Annotated in this window: 17 protein-coding genes and 2 pseudogenes; 5 read left to right on the top strand and 14 right to left on the bottom strand. The window is 74.7% G+C overall.

The window, feature by feature from the left end; translation table 11 throughout:
- Window positions 1-21 precede the first annotated feature (21 nt).
- Window positions 22-2,499 carry an ABC transporter substrate-binding protein gene (locus NRO40_RS19475; protein ID WP_058940595.1) on the bottom strand — a complete coding sequence of 826 codons (2,478 nt, stop codon included), beginning with the start codon at window positions 2,497-2,499 and terminating at the stop codon, window positions 22-24.
- 229 nt (window positions 2,500-2,728) lie between these two features.
- Here NRO40_RS19475 and NRO40_RS19470 point away from each other — a divergent pair, with 229 nt between their 5' ends.
- Complete coding sequence (locus tag NRO40_RS19470) at window positions 2,729-4,717, top strand: hypothetical protein (RefSeq protein WP_058940594.1); 1,989 nt, start codon at window positions 2,729-2,731, stop codon at window positions 4,715-4,717.
- A gap of 196 nt (window positions 4,718-4,913) precedes the next feature.
- On the opposite strand, the gene NRO40_RS19465 is transcribed toward NRO40_RS19470, so the two are convergent.
- From NRO40_RS19465 to NRO40_RS19435, 7 genes are all read right to left on the bottom strand, one after another.
- Window positions 4,914-7,454, bottom strand: coding sequence for a SpoIIE family protein phosphatase (locus NRO40_RS19465; RefSeq protein ID WP_058940593.1), 2,541 nt, complete (start codon window positions 7,452-7,454; stop codon window positions 4,914-4,916).
- Between the two features lie 147 nt (window positions 7,455-7,601).
- A complete protein-coding gene (locus NRO40_RS19460; protein ID WP_058940592.1) occupies window positions 7,602-8,030 on the bottom strand; it encodes an ATP-binding protein in 429 nt (142 codons plus the stop codon).
- Between the two features lie 278 nt (window positions 8,031-8,308).
- Window positions 8,309-8,734: a (deoxy)nucleoside triphosphate pyrophosphohydrolase gene (locus NRO40_RS19455; protein WP_058940591.1), complete on the bottom strand. Its 426-nt coding sequence runs from the start codon at window positions 8,732-8,734 to the stop codon at window positions 8,309-8,311.
- Between the two features lie 28 nt (window positions 8,735-8,762).
- Window positions 8,763-8,942 (bottom strand): hypothetical protein, encoded by a 180-nt coding sequence (locus NRO40_RS19450; RefSeq protein ID WP_058940685.1) that lies wholly within the window; start codon window positions 8,940-8,942, stop codon window positions 8,763-8,765.
- Window positions 8,943-9,202: 260 nt separating this feature from the next.
- Window positions 9,203-9,958 carry a GntR family transcriptional regulator gene (locus tag NRO40_RS19445; protein ID WP_058940590.1) on the bottom strand — a complete coding sequence of 252 codons (756 nt, stop codon included), beginning with the start codon at window positions 9,956-9,958 and terminating at the stop codon, window positions 9,203-9,205.
- A 208-nt stretch (window positions 9,959-10,166) separates the two neighbouring features.
- Complete coding sequence (locus NRO40_RS19440; protein WP_058940589.1) at window positions 10,167-11,258, bottom strand: DUF4190 domain-containing protein; 1,092 nt, start codon at window positions 11,256-11,258, stop codon at window positions 10,167-10,169.
- 559 nt (window positions 11,259-11,817) lie between these two features.
- The gene (locus NRO40_RS19435; RefSeq protein ID WP_058940588.1) at window positions 11,818-13,398 is read right to left on the bottom strand and encodes a S8 family peptidase; all 1,581 of its coding nucleotides are present in this window, start codon (window positions 13,396-13,398) and stop codon (window positions 11,818-11,820) included.
- A gap of 502 nt (window positions 13,399-13,900) precedes the next feature.
- On the opposite strand from NRO40_RS19435, the gene NRO40_RS19430 reads away from it, so the two are divergent.
- Complete coding sequence (locus tag NRO40_RS19430; protein ID WP_058940587.1) at window positions 13,901-14,200, top strand: hypothetical protein; 300 nt, start codon at window positions 13,901-13,903, stop codon at window positions 14,198-14,200.
- Between the two features lie 185 nt (window positions 14,201-14,385).
- A complete protein-coding gene (locus tag NRO40_RS19425) occupies window positions 14,386-14,892 on the top strand; it encodes a hypothetical protein (protein ID WP_058940586.1) in 507 nt (168 codons plus the stop codon).
- Window positions 14,893-15,048: 156 nt separating this feature from the next.
- Here NRO40_RS19425 and NRO40_RS19420 read toward each other — a convergent pair whose 3' ends face one another.
- Complete coding sequence (locus NRO40_RS19420; protein ID WP_058940585.1) at window positions 15,049-16,203, bottom strand: trypsin-like serine protease; 1,155 nt, start codon at window positions 16,201-16,203, stop codon at window positions 15,049-15,051.
- 722 nt (window positions 16,204-16,925) lie between these two features.
- Window positions 16,926-17,337, bottom strand: a pseudogene (locus tag NRO40_RS19415) (PIN domain-containing protein); the annotation flags it as partial.
- Between NRO40_RS19415 and NRO40_RS19410 the strand changes: the two are divergent.
- A pseudogene (locus tag NRO40_RS19410) lies at window positions 17,333-17,591 on the top strand (type II toxin-antitoxin system RelE family toxin); the annotation flags it as partial. The pseudogenes NRO40_RS19415 and NRO40_RS19410 sit on opposite strands and share 5 nt — an antisense overlap.
- 129 nt (window positions 17,592-17,720) lie before the next feature.
- Here the strand turns inward: NRO40_RS19410 and ychF are convergent.
- Entirely contained in the window at window positions 17,721-18,809 is a 1,089-nt protein-coding gene (ychF, locus tag NRO40_RS19405) for a redox-regulated ATPase YchF (RefSeq protein ID WP_058940584.1), read from the bottom strand.
- Between the two features lie 343 nt (window positions 18,810-19,152).
- On the opposite strand from ychF, the gene NRO40_RS19400 reads away from it, so the two are divergent.
- Window positions 19,153-19,626, top strand: coding sequence for a DUF6542 domain-containing protein (locus tag NRO40_RS19400; RefSeq protein WP_058940583.1), 474 nt, complete (start codon window positions 19,153-19,155; stop codon window positions 19,624-19,626).
- 181 nt (window positions 19,627-19,807) lie between these two features.
- Here the strand turns inward: NRO40_RS19400 and NRO40_RS19395 are convergent, their stop codons facing one another.
- The 3 genes from NRO40_RS19395 to xseA form a co-directional block, all read right to left on the bottom strand.
- Window positions 19,808-20,398, bottom strand: coding sequence for a malonic semialdehyde reductase (locus NRO40_RS19395; RefSeq protein ID WP_058940582.1), 591 nt, complete (start codon window positions 20,396-20,398; stop codon window positions 19,808-19,810).
- Between the two features lie 140 nt (window positions 20,399-20,538).
- A complete protein-coding gene (locus tag NRO40_RS19390) occupies window positions 20,539-20,814 on the bottom strand; it encodes an exodeoxyribonuclease VII small subunit (protein ID WP_058940684.1) in 276 nt (91 codons plus the stop codon).
- 10 nt (window positions 20,815-20,824) lie between these two features.
- Window positions 20,825-22,057, bottom strand: coding sequence for an exodeoxyribonuclease VII large subunit (xseA, locus tag NRO40_RS19385; RefSeq protein ID WP_058940581.1), 1,233 nt, complete (start codon window positions 22,055-22,057; stop codon window positions 20,825-20,827).
- Window positions 22,058-22,257 lie beyond the last annotated feature (200 nt).

The following is a 22,257-nucleotide window of genomic DNA, read 5'->3' as shown; positions in this document are numbered from 1 at the left end:
GCGCTCTTGTTCCCCGGGGGTTCACCCGGCCTTGCGCGCGGCGAACCCGATGTTCTCGTAGCGGGGCGTCGCGAAGCCGAAGGCGCCCGCGTTGACGACGTCCTTCCGCGCCGCCACGAGCTCGGGCCGCTGGAAGAGCGGGATCGAGCCGGCGGCGGCCCAGATCCGGGCGTCGGCCCGGCGGACCAGGTCGCGGGCGGCCTTCTCGTCGAGCTCGGCGGCGGCCTGGTCGAAGAGCTGGTCGATGTGGTCCGTGCCGACCCGCGTGTAGTTCTGCTCCACCAGCAGGGAGCCGTCGGTGGCCGGCTCCGGCTTGGCGAAGATGGGCCGCCCGTCGGTGGCGGGGAAGGCCGTGCCGGGCCAGGAGTACAGGGCCAGGTCGTAGTCGCCCGAGGCGATGTGGTCCTTGAAGAAGTTCTCGTCCGGGACCTTGCTGATCTCCGTGCGGACGCCGATGCGGTCCAGCATCCGGGAGATCCGGTCGCCGACCGAGCGCAGCACCTCGGAGCCGGGCCCGGACGGCAGGACGAAGCGCAGGGTCAGCGGCCGGCCGTCCTTGCCGAGCGGACCGGCGGCCGGCTTCGCCTTCTTGCCGGGGGCGGCGGTGCCGACGGGGGCGTACGCGCCGGGGGCGCCGCCCTGCGCCTCGGGGCGCTGGGGACCGGGGGCGTCGGCGGCGGGGGCCTTCTTGGCGCCTGCGGCCTCCTTGGCGTCGGCGGTCTCCTTGGCGCCGGTCGCCTTCTTCTCGTCGGCGGCCTTCTTTCCGTCGGCTGCCTTCTCCTCGTCGGTCGCCTTCTTCTCGTCCGACGCGGGCTTGGCGGCGGCCCGCCCCTCGCCCGGCTCCTTCGCGTCACCGTCGGCCTTGGCGTCGTCGGCCTTGGCGTCGGCTCCGGCGGCCGTGAGGGCGCGCGTGAGGGCCCGGGCCTGGGCGGAGACGAGGCTGCTGTGGACGGCGGCCGCGGGGGCCGGGGCGAGGACGTGGGTACCGGGCCTGCCCTTCGGGTCGGCCTTGTCGTCGCCGACGATGTACAGGCCCTCGTCGGAGGGCACGTCCGCCCTGGCCGCCGCGCCGACCGCCTTGGAGGCGGTCGCCTTCGAGGCGGGGGCGGAGGACGAGGCGGCCCCGGAGGGGGTGGTGGACGCCTCGGCGCCCGCCTTGGGGGCGGCGGTCCGGCGCGCGCCCGCCTTGGTCCAGCCGGCGTCGGCCAGCAGGGCGAGCGCTTCCTCGGTGTCCTGGTTGCCGAGGGCGCCGCTGCTGTCGGCGTACGCGTACTGACCGGCGAGCGCGAGGTGGGAGCCGACCGGTTCGGCGGGCAGCCCCAGCGGGGCCAGGACCGCCTGCGCCAGCTCCTGGCGGTCGATGGCGCGGGCGATGGCGCGGCGCACCCGTTCGTCGGCGAGCGGTCCGGACGCGCCGTTGAGGGCGAGCTGGGTGTAGGCGGGCTCCAGGGTCCGGCGGACGACGTAGCCGCGCAGGGCGTCGCGCTCGACGTCCTGGGCGGTCCGCGCCTGCCGGGTGCGGGCCGCGGCGGCGGGGGCCTGCGCGGGGGCGCCCTGGGCGGTGGCACCGGCCGCGCCGGCCGGGGCACTGGCGGCCGGGGCCCCGCCCGGCGCGGTCTTCGCCGTCTCCGTGGCGCGAGTGACGCGCTGGGCGACGGCGGGGTCGACGGCGGCGAGGTCGACGGTCTTCGCGGTGAGCGCCTGGGCGCGCCGGTCGCGCGGGACGACGCGCAGGACGAGGCTGTCGAGCTTGGCCGGCTCGCCCCACCAGCGCGGGTCGCGGACGAGGGTGACCGTGCCCGCCCCAGTGTCGACCGTCTTCAGGCGGAACGGGCCCGCCGACGTGGCGAGCCGGGTGCGCGCCCCGTCGTTGAAGGTGTCCGGCGACCCCATGACCTCCTTGGGGTACAGCGGTGTGAAGAGCGCCTTCCAGTCCGCGTACGGCTTGGCGAAGGTGACCCGGACCTCCAGGTCGGAGGCGCCCCGCTCGATCTTCTCGATGCGTTCGTAACCGGCGTTGCGCGCGGTCCAGTACGCGGTGTTGCGGCCGCTCAGGGCCCGCCACTGGGCGACGAAGTCCGGAGCGCCGATCTCGCGGCCGTCGCTCCACACGGCCTGCTGGCGGAGCTTGTAGCGGACGATCTGCTTCGGCTTCTGCTCGACGATCTCCGCCGTTTCCAGGTAGTCGCCGTTGGGCTGCGGCCGGCCGCGTTCGTCGAGGGTGAAGAGCGCGGGGAGGACGGCGCCGGTGATGCGCGCGGTGGTGGCGTCCGCGTCGGCCTGGAAGGCGTTGAGGGTGGTGGGCAGCGCGTCGACCGCCCACCGCAGGGTTCCGCCGTCCTTGACCTGTGCGCGCGGCGCCGCCGCGATGTCCGCGGGCACGGCGCGGGCGCTGCTCTCCTCCTCGTCGGAGCTGCAGCCGGCGAGTACGGAGACGGCGAGCACCCCGCTGGTGAGGAGTGCGACGGACCGGAGTGCGCGGGCGCCGACCTGGGCCATGGCTTGTTCCTCTTCGTCCGGTTTCTGAACTTTGGAGATGATCACACCTATTGCCCGTCCACTGAAAGGGACGGAACGGCCGGTGCGTCGGCGACACGGCGGGGCGACCCGCCAACCCCACCCGTGCGGCGCAACGCCTCCCGCGGCGGGGCCCGGACGGTTCGCTCACATGGGTGCGCCGTACGCGCGGTCGCGGGACACCGGGGAACCGCCTAACCTCGCCCGTGTGATGCGCAGTGCCACCCGGGCCCTCGTGGCCCTGATCGCCGGAGTGACGGCGGCGGTGTGCTGGCTGGTGGGCCCCGCCGCCCCTGACGTGCGCGCGGAACCGCCCGCACCGGTGGCCGCCGCCCCTGACGTGCGCGCGGAACCGCCCGCACCGGTGGCCGCCGCCCCGCCGGGCGCGCCCGCTCCGGAGGGCGGGGCGCCCGGCGTCGACCTGGTGGTCCCGGTGGCGCTGCTCGCGACGGCGCTGGCGATGGCCGGGTACGCCTTCGTCACCCGCCGCCGGCGGGTCCGGACGCGCACGACGCCGCACGGCGGCCCGGCCGTACCGCGTGAGGCGGAGCTGGACGAGCGGGCCCGGCGCGCCCTCGTCGCGGCGGACGACGCGCTGCGCACCAGCCGGGAGGAGCTGGCCTGGGCGCGGGCCGGGCACGGCGAGGCGGCGGTGAAGTCCGCCGCCGAGGCACTGGCGTACGCGGAGGATGAGGTGGCGGCGGCGTTCCGGCTGCGCCAGCGGCTGGACGACGGGCACCCGGAGGACGAGGCGGCCCGGCGGGCGGCACTGGAGGAGGTCGTGGCCCGCTGCGCGGACGCGGGGCGACGCCTGGACGAGGAGGCCCCGGACTTCGACACGCTGCGCGACCTGGAGGCCACGGCTCCGGTGGCCCTGGCAGCGGCGGAGGCGGCGCACCGGGAGCTGGTCGGGCGGCTCACCACGGCGGAGGCCGCGCTGACCGCGATGCGTGGCCGTTACGCGCGGTCCGCCGCCGAGCCCGTGGCGATCGCGCCCGAAGTGGCCCGGGCCCGGCTGGACTTCGCAGCGGCCGCCCTGTCCCACGCCCGCGCCGCCCTCGCCGCACCCGCCCCGGACGCCCCGCCGGTCCGCGCGGCGGACGGCACCGGCGCCGTGCAGCGGGACGGCACCGGCGACCGGGGGGCTGACGGCGCCACCGGCCCCGGACCGGCCGGCACCGACGGCGCCCCGGCGGACCCCGCCACGGACCCCGGCCCGCCGGGCGACACCGCCGACCCCCCGGCGGACCGGACCGCCGGCACCGGACCGGGCAGTGCCCGCGACCCCGTGGCGGGCGCGGGCGGGCTCGGTGCCGGTACCCCTCACGGGGCCGTCGGCCGCCCCGCCTCCCCGGACGCCGGCCACGGCACCCCCGGCGACGGCGTGGCGGGGGACGGGCGGCGGGCGGCCGTGTACCTGCGGGCCGCCGAGGGAGCCCTGGACCAGGCGGACCAGCTGGTCGAGGCCGTGGACCGGCGGGCGGTGGAGATCGCCGGGGCGGCCGGGCGGTTGCCGGACGCGCTCGCCGAGGCGGAGGCGGACCTCGCGGAGGCCCGGCGGACCTTGGAGGGGGCGCCCGGCGGCGCCGCCTCGGCGGGCGGGTTGCGGGGCCGCGCGGCGCGGCTGGAGTCGGTGGCCGGCGACGTGCGCCGGGCGGTCGAGGCCGGCGGGTACGACCCGGTCGACGCGCTGCGCCGGCTGGAGGAGGCGGACGCCGCCCTGGACGAGGCGCTGGCGCGGGACGAGGGGACGCGGCGGTCGCGGGCGTTCCTGGAGCAGGCGCTGCTCGCCGCCCGGTCGGCGGCGGGCGCGGCAGAGGTGTACGTGACGGCCCACCGGGGCGCCGTGGGGAGCGTCGCGCGGACGCGGCTCGCACAGGCCCGGCACCACCTGACGGAGGCAGCCGCGGCGCGGGACCCGGGGGAGGCCCTGGCGGACGCCCAGCGGGCGGACGCGCTGGCCCGGCAGGCGCAGGCGCTCGCCGAGCAGGACGTCCGGCTGCGCGGCACCCCGCAGGAGAGTCCCGAGGGCCCCGGGGGCCGGGACGGGGTCGGCGGCGCGGTGCTCGGCGGGATCCTCGTCGGGGGCGTGGCGGACGGCGAGCCCGGCGACATGCCCGGCAGCGGGTGGCCCGGGGGCCCCGCCCGCTTCGGTGGCGGGGGCACCCGGGACCGGCTGGCCGGCGACGCCCCCTTCTGACCCGCCCGTCCGGCGGGACGGGCCGCTCAGGAGCCGCACCCGTCCGGCGGGACGGGCCCGCCCAGGAGCCGCACCCGTCCGGCGGGACGGGCCGCCCAGGAGCCCGCGGGGCCCGGGGACGGGAGCCGCGCGGAGGCGAAGGCGGACACGGTCGCGCTGGCGGCCGCGGTGCCGGTCGCGGTGCCGGTCGCGGTGGTCAGAACATGCTGAGCAGCTGGTCGACCGTCGGCTCCGCCGTGCCGTCGCCGTCGGGTAGGGCGAGTTCGAACCAGACCGTCTTGCCGCGCGGCGTGCGCCGCGAGCCCCACCCCGCGCTGAGCAACCCGACGAGCTGGAGGCCGCGGCCTCCCTCGTCGGTGTCGCGGGCGCGTCGGCGCCGCGGCTGGACGAGGCCCGCGTCCCACACCTCGCAGACGAGGGTGCGGTCGCGCAGCAGGCGCAGCCGGATCTCGCCCTCGCCGTACCGCAGGGCGTTGGTGACGAGTTCGCTGACGAGCAGTTCGACGGTGTCGACGAGGGGTTCCAGGTCCCACGCGGTGAGCTGGGCGCGGGCCAGTTCGCGGGCGCGGCCCACGGAGCGCGGTTCGCGCGGCAGCCGCCAGTCGCCGACGGCCTCGGCGGGCAGGCCGCGCACGCGCGCCATCAGCAGGGCGATGTCGTCCTGGCCGTGGCGGGTGTCGAGGCTGCCGAGGACGTGGTCGCAGACGTCCTCCAGGGGCCGCTGGGGCCCGGTGAGGGCCTCCTGGAACGCTTGCAGGCCCTCGTCCAGCGGGTGGTCCCGCGACTCGACGAGCCCGTCGGTGTAGAGGGCGAGCAGCGCGTCCTCGGGCAGCTCGACCTCGACCTCCTCGAAGGGTTCGCCGCCGACGCCGAGCGGCATCCCCGGCGGTACGTCGAGCAGTTCGGCCTCCCGGCCGGGTCCGACGAGGACGGGCGGCAGGTGCCCGGCGTTGGCGAAGGTGCAGCGGCGCGTGACGGCGTCGTACACGGCGTAGACGCAGGTCGCGAGGTACACCTCGGACAGTTCGGGGTCGCGCTGCTTGTGGGCGGCGCGGGAGGTCTGGGCGCCGATGGGGGCGCCGAGGCCGCGGGTGATCTCGTCGAGGTGCGAGAGGACCTCGGCCGGCTCCAGGTCGAGCTGGGCCAGGGTGCGGACGGCGGTGCGCAGTTCGCCCATGGCGACGGCCGCGCGCAGGCCGCGGCCCATGACGTCGCCGACGACGAGGGCGGTGCGGTGGCCGGGCAGGTCGATGACGTCGAACCAGTCGCCGCCGACCTCGGTGGCGGCGTTGCCCGGCAGGTACCGGCAGGCGATGTCGAGCCCGGCGGCCTCGGGGTCGCCGGGCGGCAGCAGGCTGCGCTGGAGGATCAGGGCCCGCTCGTGCTCGCGGCGGTAGAGGCGGGCGTTGTCGATGCAGACGGCGGCGCGGGCGGCGAGTTCCACGGCGAGGGCCCGGTCGCGTTCGCCGAACGGCTCGCTGCCCTTGGCGCGGGAGAACTGCACGAGGCCGACGACCGTGTCGTGGGCGACCATCGGCACGGCGAGCGTGGAGTGCACGAGTCCGCCGTCGTCGGCGGGCACCAGGGCGGGGCGGCCGGTGCGCAGGGCCTGGGCGCACGGCGAGTGGAAGGGGTAGCGGTGCACGGCGCCGACGAGGGTCGGGCCGGTCTCGCAGCAGGGGGTGCCGGCGCTGGGCGGGGTGACGAGAGGCGCGTCGGAGACGGCGCTGGCGAAGGCGACGCGGCGGAGTTCCGCGGTGCGTCCGCCGCCCCGCCCGGGCGGGGCCTCGTCGCCGCTGAGGAGCCCCTGGTAGAGGTCGACGGACGCCAGGTCGCAGAAGCCGGGGACGGCGACGTCGAGGAGCTCGCGCGCGGTGGTCTCCAGGTCCAGGGAGGTGCCGATGCGGGCGGTGGCCTCGTTGAGGAGGGCGAGGTTGCGGCGGGCGTTGGCGGCCTCGCGCGCGGCGTTGTGACGGCGGGTGACGTCCGTGCCGAGGCCGGCGACGCCGATGGGGCGGCCGGTGCCGCTGTGCACGCGGTAGAGGTTCACCGACCAGTGGCGCCGGTCGGTGGAGCCGGGCACCGTCCCGACGAACTCCAGGTCGGTGACGGACTCGCCGGTCTCCATGACGCGGCGGAGCGCGGCGGTCATCCGGTCGGCCTCGGAGCGGGACAGGTAGTCGTGGACGGTCCGTCCGCGGTGGTCGTCGGCGCTGCCGCCGAAGACGGTGGCGAAGCGCTTGTTGGCCCGCTGGACCTTCAGGTCCGGGCCGAACAGCAGGAACCCGAAGGGGGATTGGCCGAATATCGCCTGTGACGAGGCCAGGTCGGTCTCGATGTGGCGGAGGGCACGTACGTCCACGACGATACAGAGCGCGGCGCGTTCGCCGTGCTCGGTCTCGCTCGGCATGACGTAGACCTCGGCGAGGCCGCGGGTGTGGCGCTCACCGGGGACGCGGAACGGGACCAGGCCCGTCCACTCCTTGCCGTCGAGGATCTCGGCGACCTTGCGGTGCCCGCGCGAGCGCAGTTCGGCGGGGATGAACGCCTCGACGGGGTCCTTGCCCCTGACGTCCTCCGCGGGCACGCCGAACAGTTCGGCGGCCCGCAGGCTCCACTGGTCGACGAGCCCGTCGGGGCCGATGGAGAACGACGCGACCCTGATGTAGTCGTAGATCGAGCCAGGCGGGTTGCTCTGCCACACGACGCCGTTCGCCGTCCCAGGTATCTCGCTCACGCGACCGTCCCCTCCAGCTCACCGCACCGGACCGGCCATTCCCGCAGTATTCAGCACTACGGCCCCCGTCGGCACGCCGTTCACGATCACAGGGTGGTCTCGTTCGTTTTGAGCCGAGCCTGCGGTGATCGTTGTCCCTTCCCTCTTCTAACCCGGCAGGGACAGCTCGAACCACACCGTCTTACCCGACCTCCCCTTCCTCGTACCCCAGCGGGCCGCGGAGCAAGCGACGAGTTGGAGCCCGCGTCCGCCCTCGTCATCGGGGCCGGCGGGGCGGGCGCGCGGGGGGTCGGGGAGGGGGTCGGAGACCTCGACGAGGAGGGCCGCACGGGACGGGACGGACGCGTCGTGCGACGGGAGACGGATGAGGCGTACGCCGATCGGTCCATGGGCGTACCGCAGGGAATTGGTCACGAGCTCGCTCACGAGGAGGACCGCGAGGTCGCCGACCGCGGCCTCCAGCTCCCAGCCGCGGAGGGTGTCGCGGACGGCGTGCCGGGCCGCGCGGACCGCGTCGAGCTCCCCGGGCAAGGTCCACTCGGCGCGTGCGCCTTGGGTGTCGATCACGCCGATCACTTCCCAGACCGAGGAGGCGACGCCCCGGAGAGAGGGGGCCAATCGTGACATACCCGAAATCCGGTGCGATTTACCGTCAGGTCGGACCTTATGTGGCACGAACGGCGCAACGGGGCGCCGGGCCCGGGCCCCACCTGACGGACCGACCGGCACCGGCCGTCGCGGGCGGGAGGGGCGCAGCCGGCACGCGCGGCCGCACCGGACCCGGCCGCTCCGTGCCGGAAAGGCCGGGTCAGCGCGGGCCGGCGGCGGGCGGCGCACCGGTCGCCCCGGCCGGTTCAGCGCGCCGGATCGGCGGGGTCCGGAGCGGGGAGGCGGCGGACGGCCTCGATCACCGCGGGAACGTCCTGATCCAGCCAGTCGACACTGTCCCAATCCCGACGGGAGAGCCACCGCAGTTCGTCATGGTCCTGGAGCGGCCGCGGCTCGCCAGAGAGGACCCGCGCCGTCCACACCCGCAGCACGTAACCGGGCTTGAGCGGCCACTCCCCCGGGATCCGCTCACAGGGCTCGACCTCGACGCCCAGCTCCTCGCGCAACTCGCGCACGAGGGCTTCGGGCCCGCCCTCACCCGGCTCCACCTTGCCGCCGGGCAGCTCCCAGCGCCCGGCGAGCTCGGGAGGCGCACTGCGGCGCGCGGCGAGCAGCCGCCCCCGGTCGAACACGGCTCCGGCGACCACGACGCGGTCCACGCACTCCTTCATGCGCCGGAGCGTATCCACCCCGCGTGGGTCAGTGCGCGGGCTCCCCGATGCGCTCGACCCAGTAGAGCCGCTGCCGGCCGCGCGAGTCGAGGCTGTCGACGACCTTCTGCGCCTCGTCCCGCGTGGCGTACCTGCCGACCCGGTAGTGGTTGCCGTTGTCGTCCTGGCGGATGACCTGCCAGAGAAGAGTCGTACCGCTGTCGGGCATCATGCCGATCCCCCCGCCCGGTCACCTGTCGCCGCACATGCCGCTGAAACCGCACTCCGCATATGCCTGAGCTTACGCCTGACCTTCACGGACCGGATACGCCTTTACACAAAGAGATACGCATCCGGCCAGGGGGCGCCCCCGGAAAGTGGGCGCACCTGGCCGAGTGCGCCCCCCTGAACCGCCACGAAGGGGGACATTCCCTCCCGTCCCGGCAGCGACGCCTCCCCCTCCCGCCCCGGCCTCCCCACCCGCGGCGTTCAGCGCACCGGCAGGTGGTACGCGACCCGGTACCGGTCGGCCGGTACGACGACGTCCGCCGTCTCCACCGGCCGCCCGGAGGCGTAGTACGTGCGCTCCACCACGATCACCACGTGTCCGGGGACGCCGCCCAGCGTCAGCAGCTCCTCGGCGAGGCCGGGGCGCGCACCGACCTCCTCCACGACGTTGTCCACGACGACGTCGATGGCGGCCATGCGCTCGACGACGCCGCAGCCGCCGAGCGGCCCCTCCTCGGGGAGCATCACGGGGGTCCGGCCCGTGATGGCGAGCGGCTCCCAGGAGGTGGAGAGCATCATCGCCTCGCCCGCGTCCCGGAAGACGTACCGCGTGCGCATCACCGGGTCGCCCAGGGTGATGCCGAGCCGGACCGCGACCTCCGCCGTCGCCTTCTCCTGCTCGCTGCCTGACTCCCACGTACCGCGGGCACCCTCGGCGGACTGCTCCTGGCGGAAGGGGTTCACCGCGCCCCCGGCCGGGCGGTAACCGGAGCGGGCGATGCGGCGCGGGACCGGGCGCTCCCTCACGTACGTCCCCGAGCCGGAGCGGCCCTCGACGAGCCCCTCGGCCATCAGGACCTTGCGGGCCTCCAGGGCGACCGTGTCGGAGACCCCGTACTCCTCGCGGATGCGGGCCTGCGAGGGAAGCCGCGTGTGCGGCGGCAGCGAGCCGTTGACGATCTTCTTGCGGAGATCGCTCGCAACGCGCAGATAGGCCGGCTGCTCACCGAAAGACACGGGCCACTCCCATCAGGTTGACAGACAGCTACAGCGTGGCAACCGAGAGTTCCACCCCGCAAGCATGGGCCAGAGAATCACTCGAAGTGATGACGGCCGCGTGGGGGCGGGGGGACCGACGCACCGAGGGGGTGCGCGACGGCGGGCGACTGTCGCACACCCCCTGGCGGTGGCACCGGGACCGGAGGCGGACCCGCGCGACCCCGCGTCAGCCGGTCGGCTCGACCGGCGCCTTGGTGGAGAGCTTGAGCGCGCCGCGCGCGTCCTTCCCGAGGTCCAGCGGCAGGGCCTCGTAACCGGGCTCGTAGTGCTCCCAGAAGGTGTCGGCGTCCGCCGCGTCCGCGGCCTCGGCCCAGTGCTTGCGGGCCTTCTCCAGCTTCCGCACCACACCGGCCACGGGCTGGGCGGCGGCGGGGGCGAAGGTGTGGCCCTTCAGCCGCGCGACGGAGCTGCCGAGGGTCTTCTCCAGCGCGCCCGCCCAGGCGACGTTGCCGTCGAGGTCGGTCTCCGGATCGTCCTCGGGCTCCTTCAGCAGCGCCGCGTCGACCGCGTTCAGGGCTTCGAGGTAGGTCAGCTGGTCGGCGGTGAGGGTGGTGCCGTCCGCGCGCAGCGACCCGGTCAGCTTCCCCTTCTCGGCGGCGAAGGCGCACGTCACCGTGCGGTCCTTCACCTGCCGCCAGCTCTCCGCGGTCGGGTGGTAGTAGAACGTCACCGCGTTCTCCGGCACCGCCCAGGAGTCCAGGGAGTACTTCTCGCCGATGGAGACGCACCGCTCCTCGGCCAGCTTCTCGATCGCCGGGACGCCCGGGTAGGCGCTCCCGGCGAGCTGGAAGGAGCCGGCCACCTCGGCGTCGTGCGGCGTGGCGCAGTCGACGCTCTTGACCCGCTCGACCTCCTGCTCCTTCGCCGTGCCGCCCGGCTGGTCGAAGCAGTCGCCGGTGCGCAGGGAGAAGGCGGAATGGGAGCTCGCCACCTCGTCCTTCACCTTGCGGACCCCGTCCAGGGCGTCGCCGAACGCGCCGGTGGCGAAGCCGACGGCGATCAGCAGCGAGCTGATCAGGGAGAGGACCATGCCGGCTATCGCGAGGCCCTTGCCCCTCTCGCCCCGGCGCTTGATCTGCCGCAGCGCGACGGCGCCGAGGACCAGACCGAGCGGCGGTACGAGACAGACGACACCGGCGATGAGCGAGGTGATGGCGAGGCCGTTGGTGTTCGCCGACGGGAGCGGGGCCCCGGGAGGCGGGGGCACCGGCGGGTAGGGCTGCTGGGGCGCGGGCCAGCCCTGGGGGGACGATGACACGGGTGGGGTGCTCCTGTCGGGGCGGGGGCGAACAAACGTATGAGCGGCGCGCATCGTACGCGGTCGGCGACGGGCCGCCTAATGCGCCCGGGGGGCCGACGTTCCGCGGGGTCGTCGGCGCCCCACCACCGCCTGCCACCCGCTCCGGCCGCATCTGCGTGACCACTAGGGGCCACTGACGGACCGCCGGCACGATCGGGCACGCTCCGCACCGACCGAGGCGCCTTGGACCGGCCGCCGCGCGCCCTCGGACCGGCCCCGCCGGCGGGAAACCCGAACCGGCGGACGCGCCCTGACTGGACGACCGGGGGATGCCCGAACCGGCCGACGTGCCCCGCGCCGGTAGCCGCACCGATGGACGGCGCCCCGCACCGGCCGGCGGCGGGACGCCCGGGACACAGCGGGGCGTACACGGGAGGAGTGGACCGCTCGGCCCCGGGCGTACCCGGGTGGCCGGTCGAGCGCGCGGAAGGGGCGACACGCGCAAGGGGCAGCGCGCGCAAGGGGCGGCCGCCGGATCGGCGACCGCCCCTCGACTCAGCTCACGCGGGTCCGGGCGTCAGAACTGCAGCGCCCAGGAGTCGATCTTGCCGGTGTCGTACCGGGCGTTGTCGCTCACGCGCAGCTTCCACGTGCCGTTGGCGACCTCGGCGGAGGCGTTCACGGTGTACGTGGTGTTGATGTTGTCGGCGCTGCCGCCCGTGCCGTGGTCCTTCAGCGTGTAGGCGGTGCCGTCCGGCGCGACGAGCTGGACGCGCAGGTCGCCGATGTAGGTGTGCTGGATGTTGACCTCGACCTTGAGGCCGGTCGGGGCGTTGCCCGCAACGCCCGTGACGGTGACCGGGGAGTCGACGGTGGCGTTGTCGGCGATGGCGTAGTCACCGGTGTTCTCGAAGCGGGAGCCGGTGGGCGGGGGCTCGTCGCCGCCGGCGCCCACGAAGAGCAGGCGGTTCGGGGAGCCGGTGCCCGGGTTGCCGACCACGCCGCTGGTGGCGGCGGTGGCGAGCGCCGAGGAGACCTGCGCCGGGGTGGCGGTCCGGTTGTTGGCCAGGTACAGCGCGGCGGCGCCGGCGACGTGGGGCGCCGCCATCGACGTGCCGGAGATGGTGTTGGTGGCGCTGTCGCCGCTGTTCCACGCCGAGGTGATGGATGAACCGGGAGCGAAGACGTCCAGCACGCTGCCGTAGTTGGAGAAGCTGGAGCGGGCGTCGGAGTTGGTCGTCGAGCCGACCGTGATGGCCTCGGCGACGCGGGCCGGCGAGTAGTTCGACGCGTTGCTGTTGTCGTTGCCGGCCGCGACGGCGTAGGTGATGCCGGCGGCTATGGAGTTGCGCACGGCGGTGTCGAGCGCGCTGTCCGCGCCGCCGCCGAGGCTCATGTTGGCGACGGCGGGCTTGACGGCGTTCCGGGTCACCCAGTCGATGCCGGCGACGACCTGGGCGGTCGTGCCGGAACCCTGGTTGTTCAGGACGCGGACGCCGACGATCTTCGCCTTCTTGGCCACGCCGTACGCGGAGCCGCCGACGGTGCCGGCGACGTGGGTGCCGTGGCCGTGGCCGTCCTGGGCGGTGTTGTCGTTGTCGACCGCGTCGTAGCCGTTGGCCGCGCGGCCGCCGAAGTCGCTGTGGCTGATGCGGACGCCGGTGTCGATGACGTACGCGGTGACGCCGTCCCCGCCCGGCTCCGGGTAGGTGTAGCTCCGGTTCAGCGGCAGGGCGCGCTGGTCGATCCGGTCCAGGCCCCAGGAGGGCGGCGAGGGCTGTGTGCCGGAGATCGTGAAGACGCGGTCCTGGACGACGGAGGCGACGGCCGGGTCGGCGGCGAGCCTCTTCGCCTGGGCTTCGGAGAGTTCCACCGCGTAGCCGTTGAGGGCCGCGGTGTACGTCTTCTTGATCTTCGCGCCGTAACGGGCCGCGACCGCCTTGCCGGACGAGGCGTCCGAGTCGGCGGCCGACTCGTCCAGGGTCACGATGTAGCTGCCCTGAACGGCGTTGGGGGCGCCCGCGTACTGGATGACGCCCTCGGCGGCCGACCCGGCGGCGGCGGCCGGGAAGGCGGCGAGGGAGCCCAGGGCGAGGGCGGCGACGGCGGTGGCACTGGCCGCGGCGACTCTTCGCCGCGACGTACGCATCACTGACATGTGAGGGGTCCTCCTCATTTGGTGGTGCGTTGCTGTGGGGGCTCGGCAGGTGCATGACAACCCCTGAACGCATGCACGGCGGTGTGCGCCACGATGTCCGCGGCGTGTTCCGTCTCGGTCTGCCAGCGAAAGGTTCGCCGATCCACAGGAAACCCACAAGGGTCCTGAACCGTCGTTAACAGCTGTGCCACACAACTGATACGTCGACCGTCGCGACGGTACGTGCGCGTGGCATCTGCCCGGATCGCGGAGTCGGATCACCCGTTTCGCCCCTGGCCTGGCACTCCTCCCGCGCCGCTCCACGCGGTGGGCGCGCCCGACGGCCGCGGACCACCGCGCGGAGCGACCCGGGCGGGCGGGGGCGAACAGGCCGGACACATCCCCCCGCGTCGCCCACCGTCGTCCCGGCGCGCTCAGCGGCGCGGCACGGATCTTGCCGCGGCGGACCGCACAGGGCACGGTGTACGTGCCCGGGTTCCTTTCATGACAAGGGAGTTGACGGATGAAGAAGTCCACGCTGCGCTCCGCGGCGGCGGCCGCGGCCCTGGCCACCGGTCTGGCGGCCGCGTCGGTGACGACGGCCACGGCGGCGCCGGCCCCTGCGGCGGCCTCGGCCGAGACCACGTCAGCGGCCCCCGCGGCCGGCCCACCGGCGGCCGGCCGCATCGCCACCCCGCAGCAGCTCGCCGACAGCCTCCTGCGGGCCGTCGCGCTGGAGGCGGGCACGGGCGGTGGGGCCACCGACGGGAACGTGGTCGGCTACCTGGCGCCCCAGGGCGACACCGGCACGAAGCCCTGCTGACGATGACCGCGTCGGGCCCCTCGCCTACCCCGCGCCCCCCAGCGCCCCGGGAGACCACGGCGCTCCCGGAAGTCCCAGCGCCCTCAGGGCCCCCGGAACCGCGGGCACCCCGGGAAGCACAGGCGGCCCCGGCAGCCCGAACGGCCCAGCGGCCCCAGGAGGCCCCGAGCCCCCCGACGGCCCGGGTGCCCCAGCAGCCCCATCAAGCGCGGGAAGCAGCCCCGGCGGATCCGCTCCACTGGTGCCCGAGCGGCTCGCCCGACCGCCCCGAGGCGGTCGTCCTCGGCGTGCGCTCCGGGCCGGACGGCCGGGTCGACTACCTGGCCGCCCCCCTCCCGGCCGCCGAGGTGGTGGCCGCCCTCCCGGACGGCGTCCCGCCCACCCGGGTGCTCCGCTTCGCCTCCCACTGCGTGAGCGGGTGCGCCAACCGGGTCGGCACCGCCTGCGGGCTGGCCGACCGCATGCTGGCCCTGCCGTCCGCGGAGGGCGCCCCCGTCCCGCGCTGCCACCTGCGCGCCCACTGCAAGTGGTGGCACCAGACGGGTGTCGCGGCCTGCCACCGGTGTCCGGCCGTGGCGACGGCCCCCTTGGCGGACGACACGCTGTCCGCCCTGGTCGCTGACCCGTCGACCACCCGCGAGCACCTGGCGGCCCACCTCGCCGCCACCGGTCCCGGCGCCGCGGGCCGCTGACCCGCCCGTCCCCGTACACGACGGAAGGCCACCCTCCCCACGCGTCACGCGGGGTGGGCGGCCTCCCACGGCCGGCCGGTCAGACCGGCAGGGGCAGGCGGCCCGGCCCCGACCCACCGGCCGGCACCGGCACCGGCACCGGCACCGGCACCGGCATCAGAGCTTCCACACCTGGTCGCTGTACTTCGGCTCGCAGTCGTACTGCGTCACCGCCGCGCCGTTGTCCGGCGTGCGCCACGAGACGACCATGCAGCGGTTGGTGAAGGCGTTGCGGATCTGGTACCCGCCACCCGTGACGGGCTCCAGCTTCCACACCTGGTCGCTGTACTTCGGCTCGCAGTCGAACTGCTGCACCGGCGCGCCGTTCTCCGGGGTGCGCCACGACACGAAGAGGCAGCGGTCGGTGAACGTGTTGCGGATCTGGTAGCCGCCACCGGCGACCGGCTGGAGCTTCCACACCTGGTCGGCGTACTGCGGCTCACAGTCCGCCTGCCGGGCCTGGGCGCCGTTCTCCGGGGTGCGCCACGACACGAACAGGCAGCGGTCGCTGAACGCGTTGCGGATCGAGGCGGTGGTGAGGCTCTGCTGCCGCACCCACTCCGCCAGGCCGTCGACGCGCGCGGAGACGGCGCCGGTGCGGGTCTCGGCCGGGTTACCGCCGAAGCAGCCGCCCTGCCAGGACTGGGAGTTGACGCCGACGACCTCGCCGGCCGCGTTGAGCAGCGGCCCGCCGGTGTCGCCCTTGCAGATGGCGTCGGTGCCCTTGCCGGTGATGCGCAGGGTGGTGGAGTCGGCGGAGTCGACGGTGAAGGCGCCGGTGTGGAGCTTGTCCGGCACCCACGCGGTCCGGGTACGCCCGAACCCGGCCGCCGTCAGGTCGGCGCCGACCGCCGGGGTCGCGCCGGCGAGCGGGGCGACCGGGACGGTGGTGACAGGGGTGGCCAGGCGTACGAGGGCGACGTCGCGGTCGGCGCGCGGCGCGATCTCGGTGAGGGCGACGGACTTGCCGTCGGCGAGGGTGACGGTGGCCTTGACGGCCGGCTTGCCGGCCGGGACCGGCGTGCCGGGCGTGGTGGCGAAGCAGCTCGCGGCGGTCATCACCCAGTAGCGGTCGACCAGCGTGCCGGTGCAGCCGCGGGTCGTCGGCTCCTCGCCGAGCGTCAGCTGCACCGCGTACGGGTGCGTGCCGGCGGCGGCCTGCGGGCCGGTCACCGCCGCGGCGGGAGTGGCGGGGAGGAGTCCCACGGTCATCGCGGCGGCGGCGGCCAGGAGGCCGGTGGTCCGTGCCGTGCGCGGACGGGGTACGTGCATGCGTCATCCTTCGGGAAGGGCCCGGCGCGCGAGGACGCGGTCGGTCGGTCGCGGCGGGGCACGGTTCTGCGGTGGGGCGAGCGGTTCGTACGGTCGTACGACGGTCGGGGCACTGCCCCGGGAACGCGAGGGCCCGACGATCAGGGACCTGGCGGCATGGCGATCGGCGCCCGTACGACACCGGAAGCACACGACCGGCGACGGTCGGGTCACCGTGCGGGCCGACAGGGCGCCGAGACGGATCACCGACGGGTCGCGGCCCCGGTGGAGGCGGCTAGGAGGGCCGGTACCTGAACCGGCCGGCGGTACGCGAACGCCTCGCGTCCACGGCCGCACCGGCGGTGCCGACGGCTGGTCGACGTGCCTTCATGACGTGCCCCCCTGAAATCCCCCGACTTCGCGCCCGATCCTAACGATCACGCGGTTCGCCCCTCAAGTACCCACCACCACAAAGCCCCCTCCCCACCCACTCTCCCCACGAGCGGCGAGGGCATCAGGGTGCGCTGTGGGGCCGGACCACGTGGGAGCCTTCGGGCGGGACCCGACTCAGGCGGTGCCGACCACCCTGCCGGACCTACGGATCGGCAACCATGTTTGACCTGCGGATACGCGTGCTCGTCCCAGCACCATCGCCAGCACGGGAATCTCGGCGAAGCGCAAGGGGAATCGAGGCCGAGGACGCTACCCGACGCCTGCGCGGGCCGGTGCGCGTTCCCGACTCGGTCGGCGGTACCCGGCTCCACGACCCACTCCGCTTGCAGACCGCTCACCGAAGCGATCATGTCGAAGTCGCCCTCGTAGTGCAGGACCATGGCCCGATGTCGCTCGGGTCGCCGCGATGAGGACGCCCGCCGGTGACAGCGCCCGGTGAAAACCGGCGTTCAGGGCCAGGGCCTGGATCTCGAGCGCCCGCTCGAACTCTTCGTCGGTGCAGGGCAGATGGTCGAATCCACGAAGCAGGGAGCGCAGCCGCAGCGCTTCGGGCTTCCCGCGCGCCGACTACAGAACCTCGTACTCGGTCGGGGCGCACACCGCCAGGAGCCCATCGCGGTCCAGCGCGTCCAGCCGTGCGCGCACTGCCGGTTCGCCCCGACGGGCCAGCGCCGACCTGTCGATGAGGTAGCGCCCTTTCACGCCGCCGAGGACCGTCTTCCGACCGGAGGCGCGGGCCTCGGAAGATCCCTCGCGACACGGCGCTGCGCATCCTGGCCAAGCTGACCGAGCTGGAGAGCGACCCCCTCGGCTTCAACACCACCGCGCTCGTGTCTCAGCCGGAACGCCGCCGGCTGCGAGTCGGCGACTACCGGGTCGTCTGCACGATCGACAACGGAGAGCTCGTGGTGTGGGTCGTCCACGTCGGGCATCGCGCCACCGTTTACGACACCTGACGCCGACTGATCCAGCGTCAGAACATCCCGCACCCATCCAGCACGGTGACAGCGAAGGGGTCGACTCCGGGAGGAGTCGACCCCTTCGACCGCACGCCTGACGGATCACCCAGCGCGGTAACGGATTCATCACACGTTGAAGCGGAACTCCACCACGTCGCCGTCCTGCATCACGTACTCCTTGCCCTCCATGCGGGCCTTGCCGGCGGCGCGGGCCTCGGCGACCGAGCCGGTGGCGACCAGGTCGTCGTAGGAGATGACCTCGGCCTTGATGAAGCCCTTCTGGAAGTCGGTGTGGATCACACCGGCCGCCTCGGGGGCCGTCGCGCCCTTCTTGATCGTCCAGGCGCGGGACTCCTTCGGGCCGGCCGTCAGGTACGTCTGGAGGCCCAGGGTGGTGAAGCCGACGCGGGCCAGGGTGGCGAGGCCGGGCTCCTCGGCGCCGACGGACTGCAGGAGCTCCATGGCGTCCTCGTCGTCCAGCTCGGCGAGGTCCGCCTCCAGCTTGGCGTTGAGGAAGATCGCCTCGGCGGGGGCGACCAGCGCGCGCTGCTCGTCCTTGAACGCCTCGTCCGTCAGCTCGTCCTCGTCGACGTTGAAGACGTAGAGGAAGGGCTTGGTGGTGAGCAGGTGGAGGTCGTGGAGGAGCTCCGCCTTCTCGCCGCCCTGGACGATGCCCTGCGAGAAGAGGGTGTCGCCGCGCTCCAGGATCTCCTTGGCGGCCTCGACCGCCGCGACCTTCGGCGCCACGTCCTTCTTGATCCGGGACTCCTTCTGGAGGCGCGGAAGAACCTTCTCGATGGTCTGGAGGTCGGCGAGGATCAGCTCGGTGTTGATCGTCTCGATGTCGTCCTTGGGCGAGACCTTGCCGTCGACGTGGACGACGTTCTCGTCCTTGAAGGCGCGGATGACCTGGCAGATCGCGTCCGACTCGCGGATGTTCGCGAGGAACTTGTTGCCCAGGCCCTCGCCCTCGCTCGCGCCGCGCACGATGCCGGCGATGTCGACGAAGTCGACCGTCGCCGGGAGGATGCGCTGGGACGAGAAGATCTCGGCCAGCTTCGTCAGCCGGGCGTCCGGGACGCCGACGACGCCGACGTTCGGCTCGATCGTGGCGAACGGGTAGTTGGCCGCCAGCACGTCGTTCTTGGTCAGGGCGTTGAACAGGGTCGACTTGCCGACATTCGGCAGGCCGACGATTCCGATCGTGAGCGACACGTTGGCGACTTCCCTAGAAGTGTGGATGGTGGGCCGACCCCCCAGTTTACGGGCGCGCCGGGCCCCGCCGCGACGGGCGGGCGGACGGCGCCCGACGGGAGGACTTCACGCCAAGGTCACTCCAAAGGTGTGTCCCATACCGGTTTTGCCGCCCTCCCCGGCCTACTTTGTTGACGTGGAGCAGCACAGGAGCAGTCCCCCCCGGCGCCCGCGGCGACCGCGGCCGCAGGCCCCCGCCGCGCCCCGGGGCGCGATCGCGGAGGGTCCGGCCGCGTACCCGGCGAGGCCCCGGCCCGCGGCGCCGCCCGGCGCGCGGCCCGGTGGGCGGCGGACCGCGCCGCCGGTGGTGCACGCCCTGCGGCGGCTGCCGAACCCGCGCCTGACCGGGATCGGCGGCGGTCTTTTCGCCTCGGCGACGATGCTGCTCATCGGCTGTCTGGACTGGTTGCTCTTCGACGGTTCGCCGCTGGTGTACGGGCTGCTGTTCCTGCCGGTCAGCGCCGCGACGGCGCTGTGGGTGCGGGGACCGGACCTGGTGACGGCGCCGATCAGCGTCCCGATCGCGTTCGCCGTCGGGGTCGTGCCGATCGCCGGCGGCGAGGGCGGGATCGGCGGGCACACGATGGCCGTCATCACCGCGCTCGCCGTGCACGCCGGGTGGCTGTACGGGGGGACCCTGGTGGCCGGCGTCATCACGTCGGTACGGAAGGTACGCCTCATGGGCCGCCGGCAGCGCGCCGCGGCGCAGGCGCAGGCGCAGGCACAAGCCCAGGCCCATGCCCAGGGCCGGGCCACGGCGGCCCAGCGACGCCCCTGACGTCGAGCGGTTCGACAGGGGCGCGCAGCGGGACCGGGCACCGGTGGCCGTGGGCCGGGGCGGTGGGGCGTACGACATGGGACGGCCCCGCCGCACCAGGGGGGTGGTGCCGCGGGGCCGTCGCCTGTGGGGCGCGCGCGGGGCGCGGCGCCGGGGGCCGGGGGGCCGGGAGCCGGGGCCGTCAGACGGTGGTGACGACCTCGGTGTAGTCGAGGCGCGGAGAGCGCGGGTACCAGGCGTCGGGGCCCGGGCGGCCGATGTTGACGATCATCAGCGGGGTGTGGTCGTCGTCCAGGAACTCCTTCTGGACGCCCGCCGGGTCGAAGCCGGTCATCGGGCCGGCGGCGAGGCCCGCCGCACGGACGCCGACGATGAAGTAGGCGGCCTGGAGCGCGGCGTTCATGCCGGCGGCCGACTCGCGGGCGGCACGCTCGGCGAAGAAGGCGTCCTTGGCCTGCGGGAACGCCGGGAAGAGCCTCGGCAGCTCCTCGTGGAACTCGTTGTCCGCGGCGAGGATCGCGACGAGCGGCGCCGTCGCGGTCTTGGCCCGGTTGCCCTCCGCCATCAGCGGCACCAGGCGCTCGCGGGCCTCGGCGGAGCGGACGAGGACGATGCGCAGCGGCGTCTGGTTGAAGGCGGTCGGACCGTACTTGACCAGGTCGTAGATCGCCTGGACCTGCTCCTCGGTCACCGGCTCGTCGGTGAACGTGTTGGCGGTGCGGGCCTCGCGGAACAGGAGGTCCTGGGCGGCGGGGTCAAGGACGAGGGACATGGGGGTGGTGCCTTCCGACGTACGAGGTCAGGGGTGCCGCGCGGCCCGCGCGACACCTCCACCGTACGCCGATATAGATGAAGCTTCAACTAAAGCGAGGGCGCGGTGCCCCGCCTCACACCCGCCGTCGATCCCGCGGCCTACGTGTCGGCCCCGGCGCCGTCCCCGCGCTCCTCGGCGAGTGACGCGTCGAGCCGCGCACGGGCGCCCTCCAGCCAGTGGCGGCAGACCTTCGCCAGCTCCTCGCCGCGCTCCCACAGGGCGAGCGACTCCTCCAGCGTCGTACCGCCGGCCTCCAGGCGGCGGACCACGTCGACCAGCTCGTCGCGGGCCTGCTCGTACCCGATCGCCGCGCCGGTCTCCGTCACCGCCACGGTCGTGTCCGTCGTCGCCGCGTCCGTCGAATTGACTGCCATGCCCTCCACCCTACGGTCGGTCCCCGGCGCCGCCGCCGTCCACGCGTCGTACCGTGAACGCGCCGGCGGCCACCCTCGCCCTCAGTTCCTCGTCCCCCGCCACGTCGCCGGGCGAACGCACCACCGTGCCGTCGGCCCGCTGGAGCACCGCGTACCCGCGCTCCAGAGTGGCGGCCGGGGAGAGGGCCACCACGCGCGCGTGGGTGTGGGACAGCTCGGAGTCGGCCCGGTCCAGCAGGTGCCCCAGCACCCGCCGGCTGCGCGCGAGCAGCGCCTCGACCTGCGCCTGCCGCTCCTCGACCATCCGCTGCGGGTGCTCCATCACGGGCCGGGCCAGCGCGTGCGCCAACCCGCGCTCCTCGCGCTCCAGCACCCCGCGCACGCAGCGCAGGGCCCGCTCCCGCAGGGCGTGGACGCGGTCCAGCTCCTCGCGCACGTCGGGGACGACCTTCTTCGCCGCGTCCGTCGGCGTCGCCGCGCGCAGGTCGGCGACGAGGTCGAGCAGCGGCGAGTCCGGTTCGTGGCCGATCGCGGAGACCACCGGGGTGCGGCACTCGGCCACCGCCCGGACGAGCTGCTCGTCGGAGAACGGCAGGAGGTCCTCGACGCTGCCGCCACCCCGCGCGACGACGATCACGTCCACCTCCGGCAGCCCGTCGAGCTCCCGCACCGCCCGCACCACCTGGGGCACCGCGTGGACGCCCTGCACCGCGACGTTGCGCACCTCGAAGCGGACCGCCGGCCACCGCCGCCGCGCCACCTCCAGCACGTCCCGCTCGGCCGCCGACGCCCGGCCGCACACGAGCCCCACCAGCTGCGGCAGGAACGGCAGCGGCCGCTTCCGCTCCGCCGCGAACAGGCCCTCCGCCGCCAGCGACCGCTTCAGCTGCTCCAGCCGGGCCAGCAGCTCACCGATGCCGACCGGCCGTATCTCCGCGGCCCGCAGCGACAGCTGGCCGCGCGGCGCGTACCACTCAGGCTTGGCGTGCACGACGACCCGCGCGCCCTCGGTCACCAGGTCGGCCACCGCGTCGAAGGTCTGGCGGTAGCACGTCACGCTCACCGAGATGTCGTGCGACGGGTCGCGCAGCGTCATGAAGACCACTCCCGCGCCCGGCCGCCGCGACAGCTGGGTGATCTGGCCCTCGACCCAGATGGCCCCGAGCCGGTCGATCCACCGCCCGATGAGCCGCGACACCTCGCCGACGGGCAGGGGGGCTTCGGCAGACGTAGTCAGTGGCATACGGGGAGCGTACGCGCCACCCCCGACAACACGCCGGTCCCCCGTCCGGGGCGGGGCGGGGGCGTACGGCGCCGTCCGGGGGCGGGTGGTGGCGCCTGGGGGCCCACGGCGTACGGGACGTACGGGCCCGCGGGAACGTACGGGCGTACGGAGACGTACGGGGGGCCTGCGGGCGTACGGGCGCCCGCGGGGCGTGCCGG

Source organism: Streptomyces changanensis, assembly GCF_024600715.1.
In the GTDB taxonomy this organism is placed as follows: Bacteria; Actinomycetota; Actinomycetes; order Streptomycetales; family Streptomycetaceae; genus Streptomyces; species Streptomyces changanensis.
Note: the sequence above shows the minus strand (reverse complement) of the source record. Positions and strands in the feature narration are given on the sequence as shown.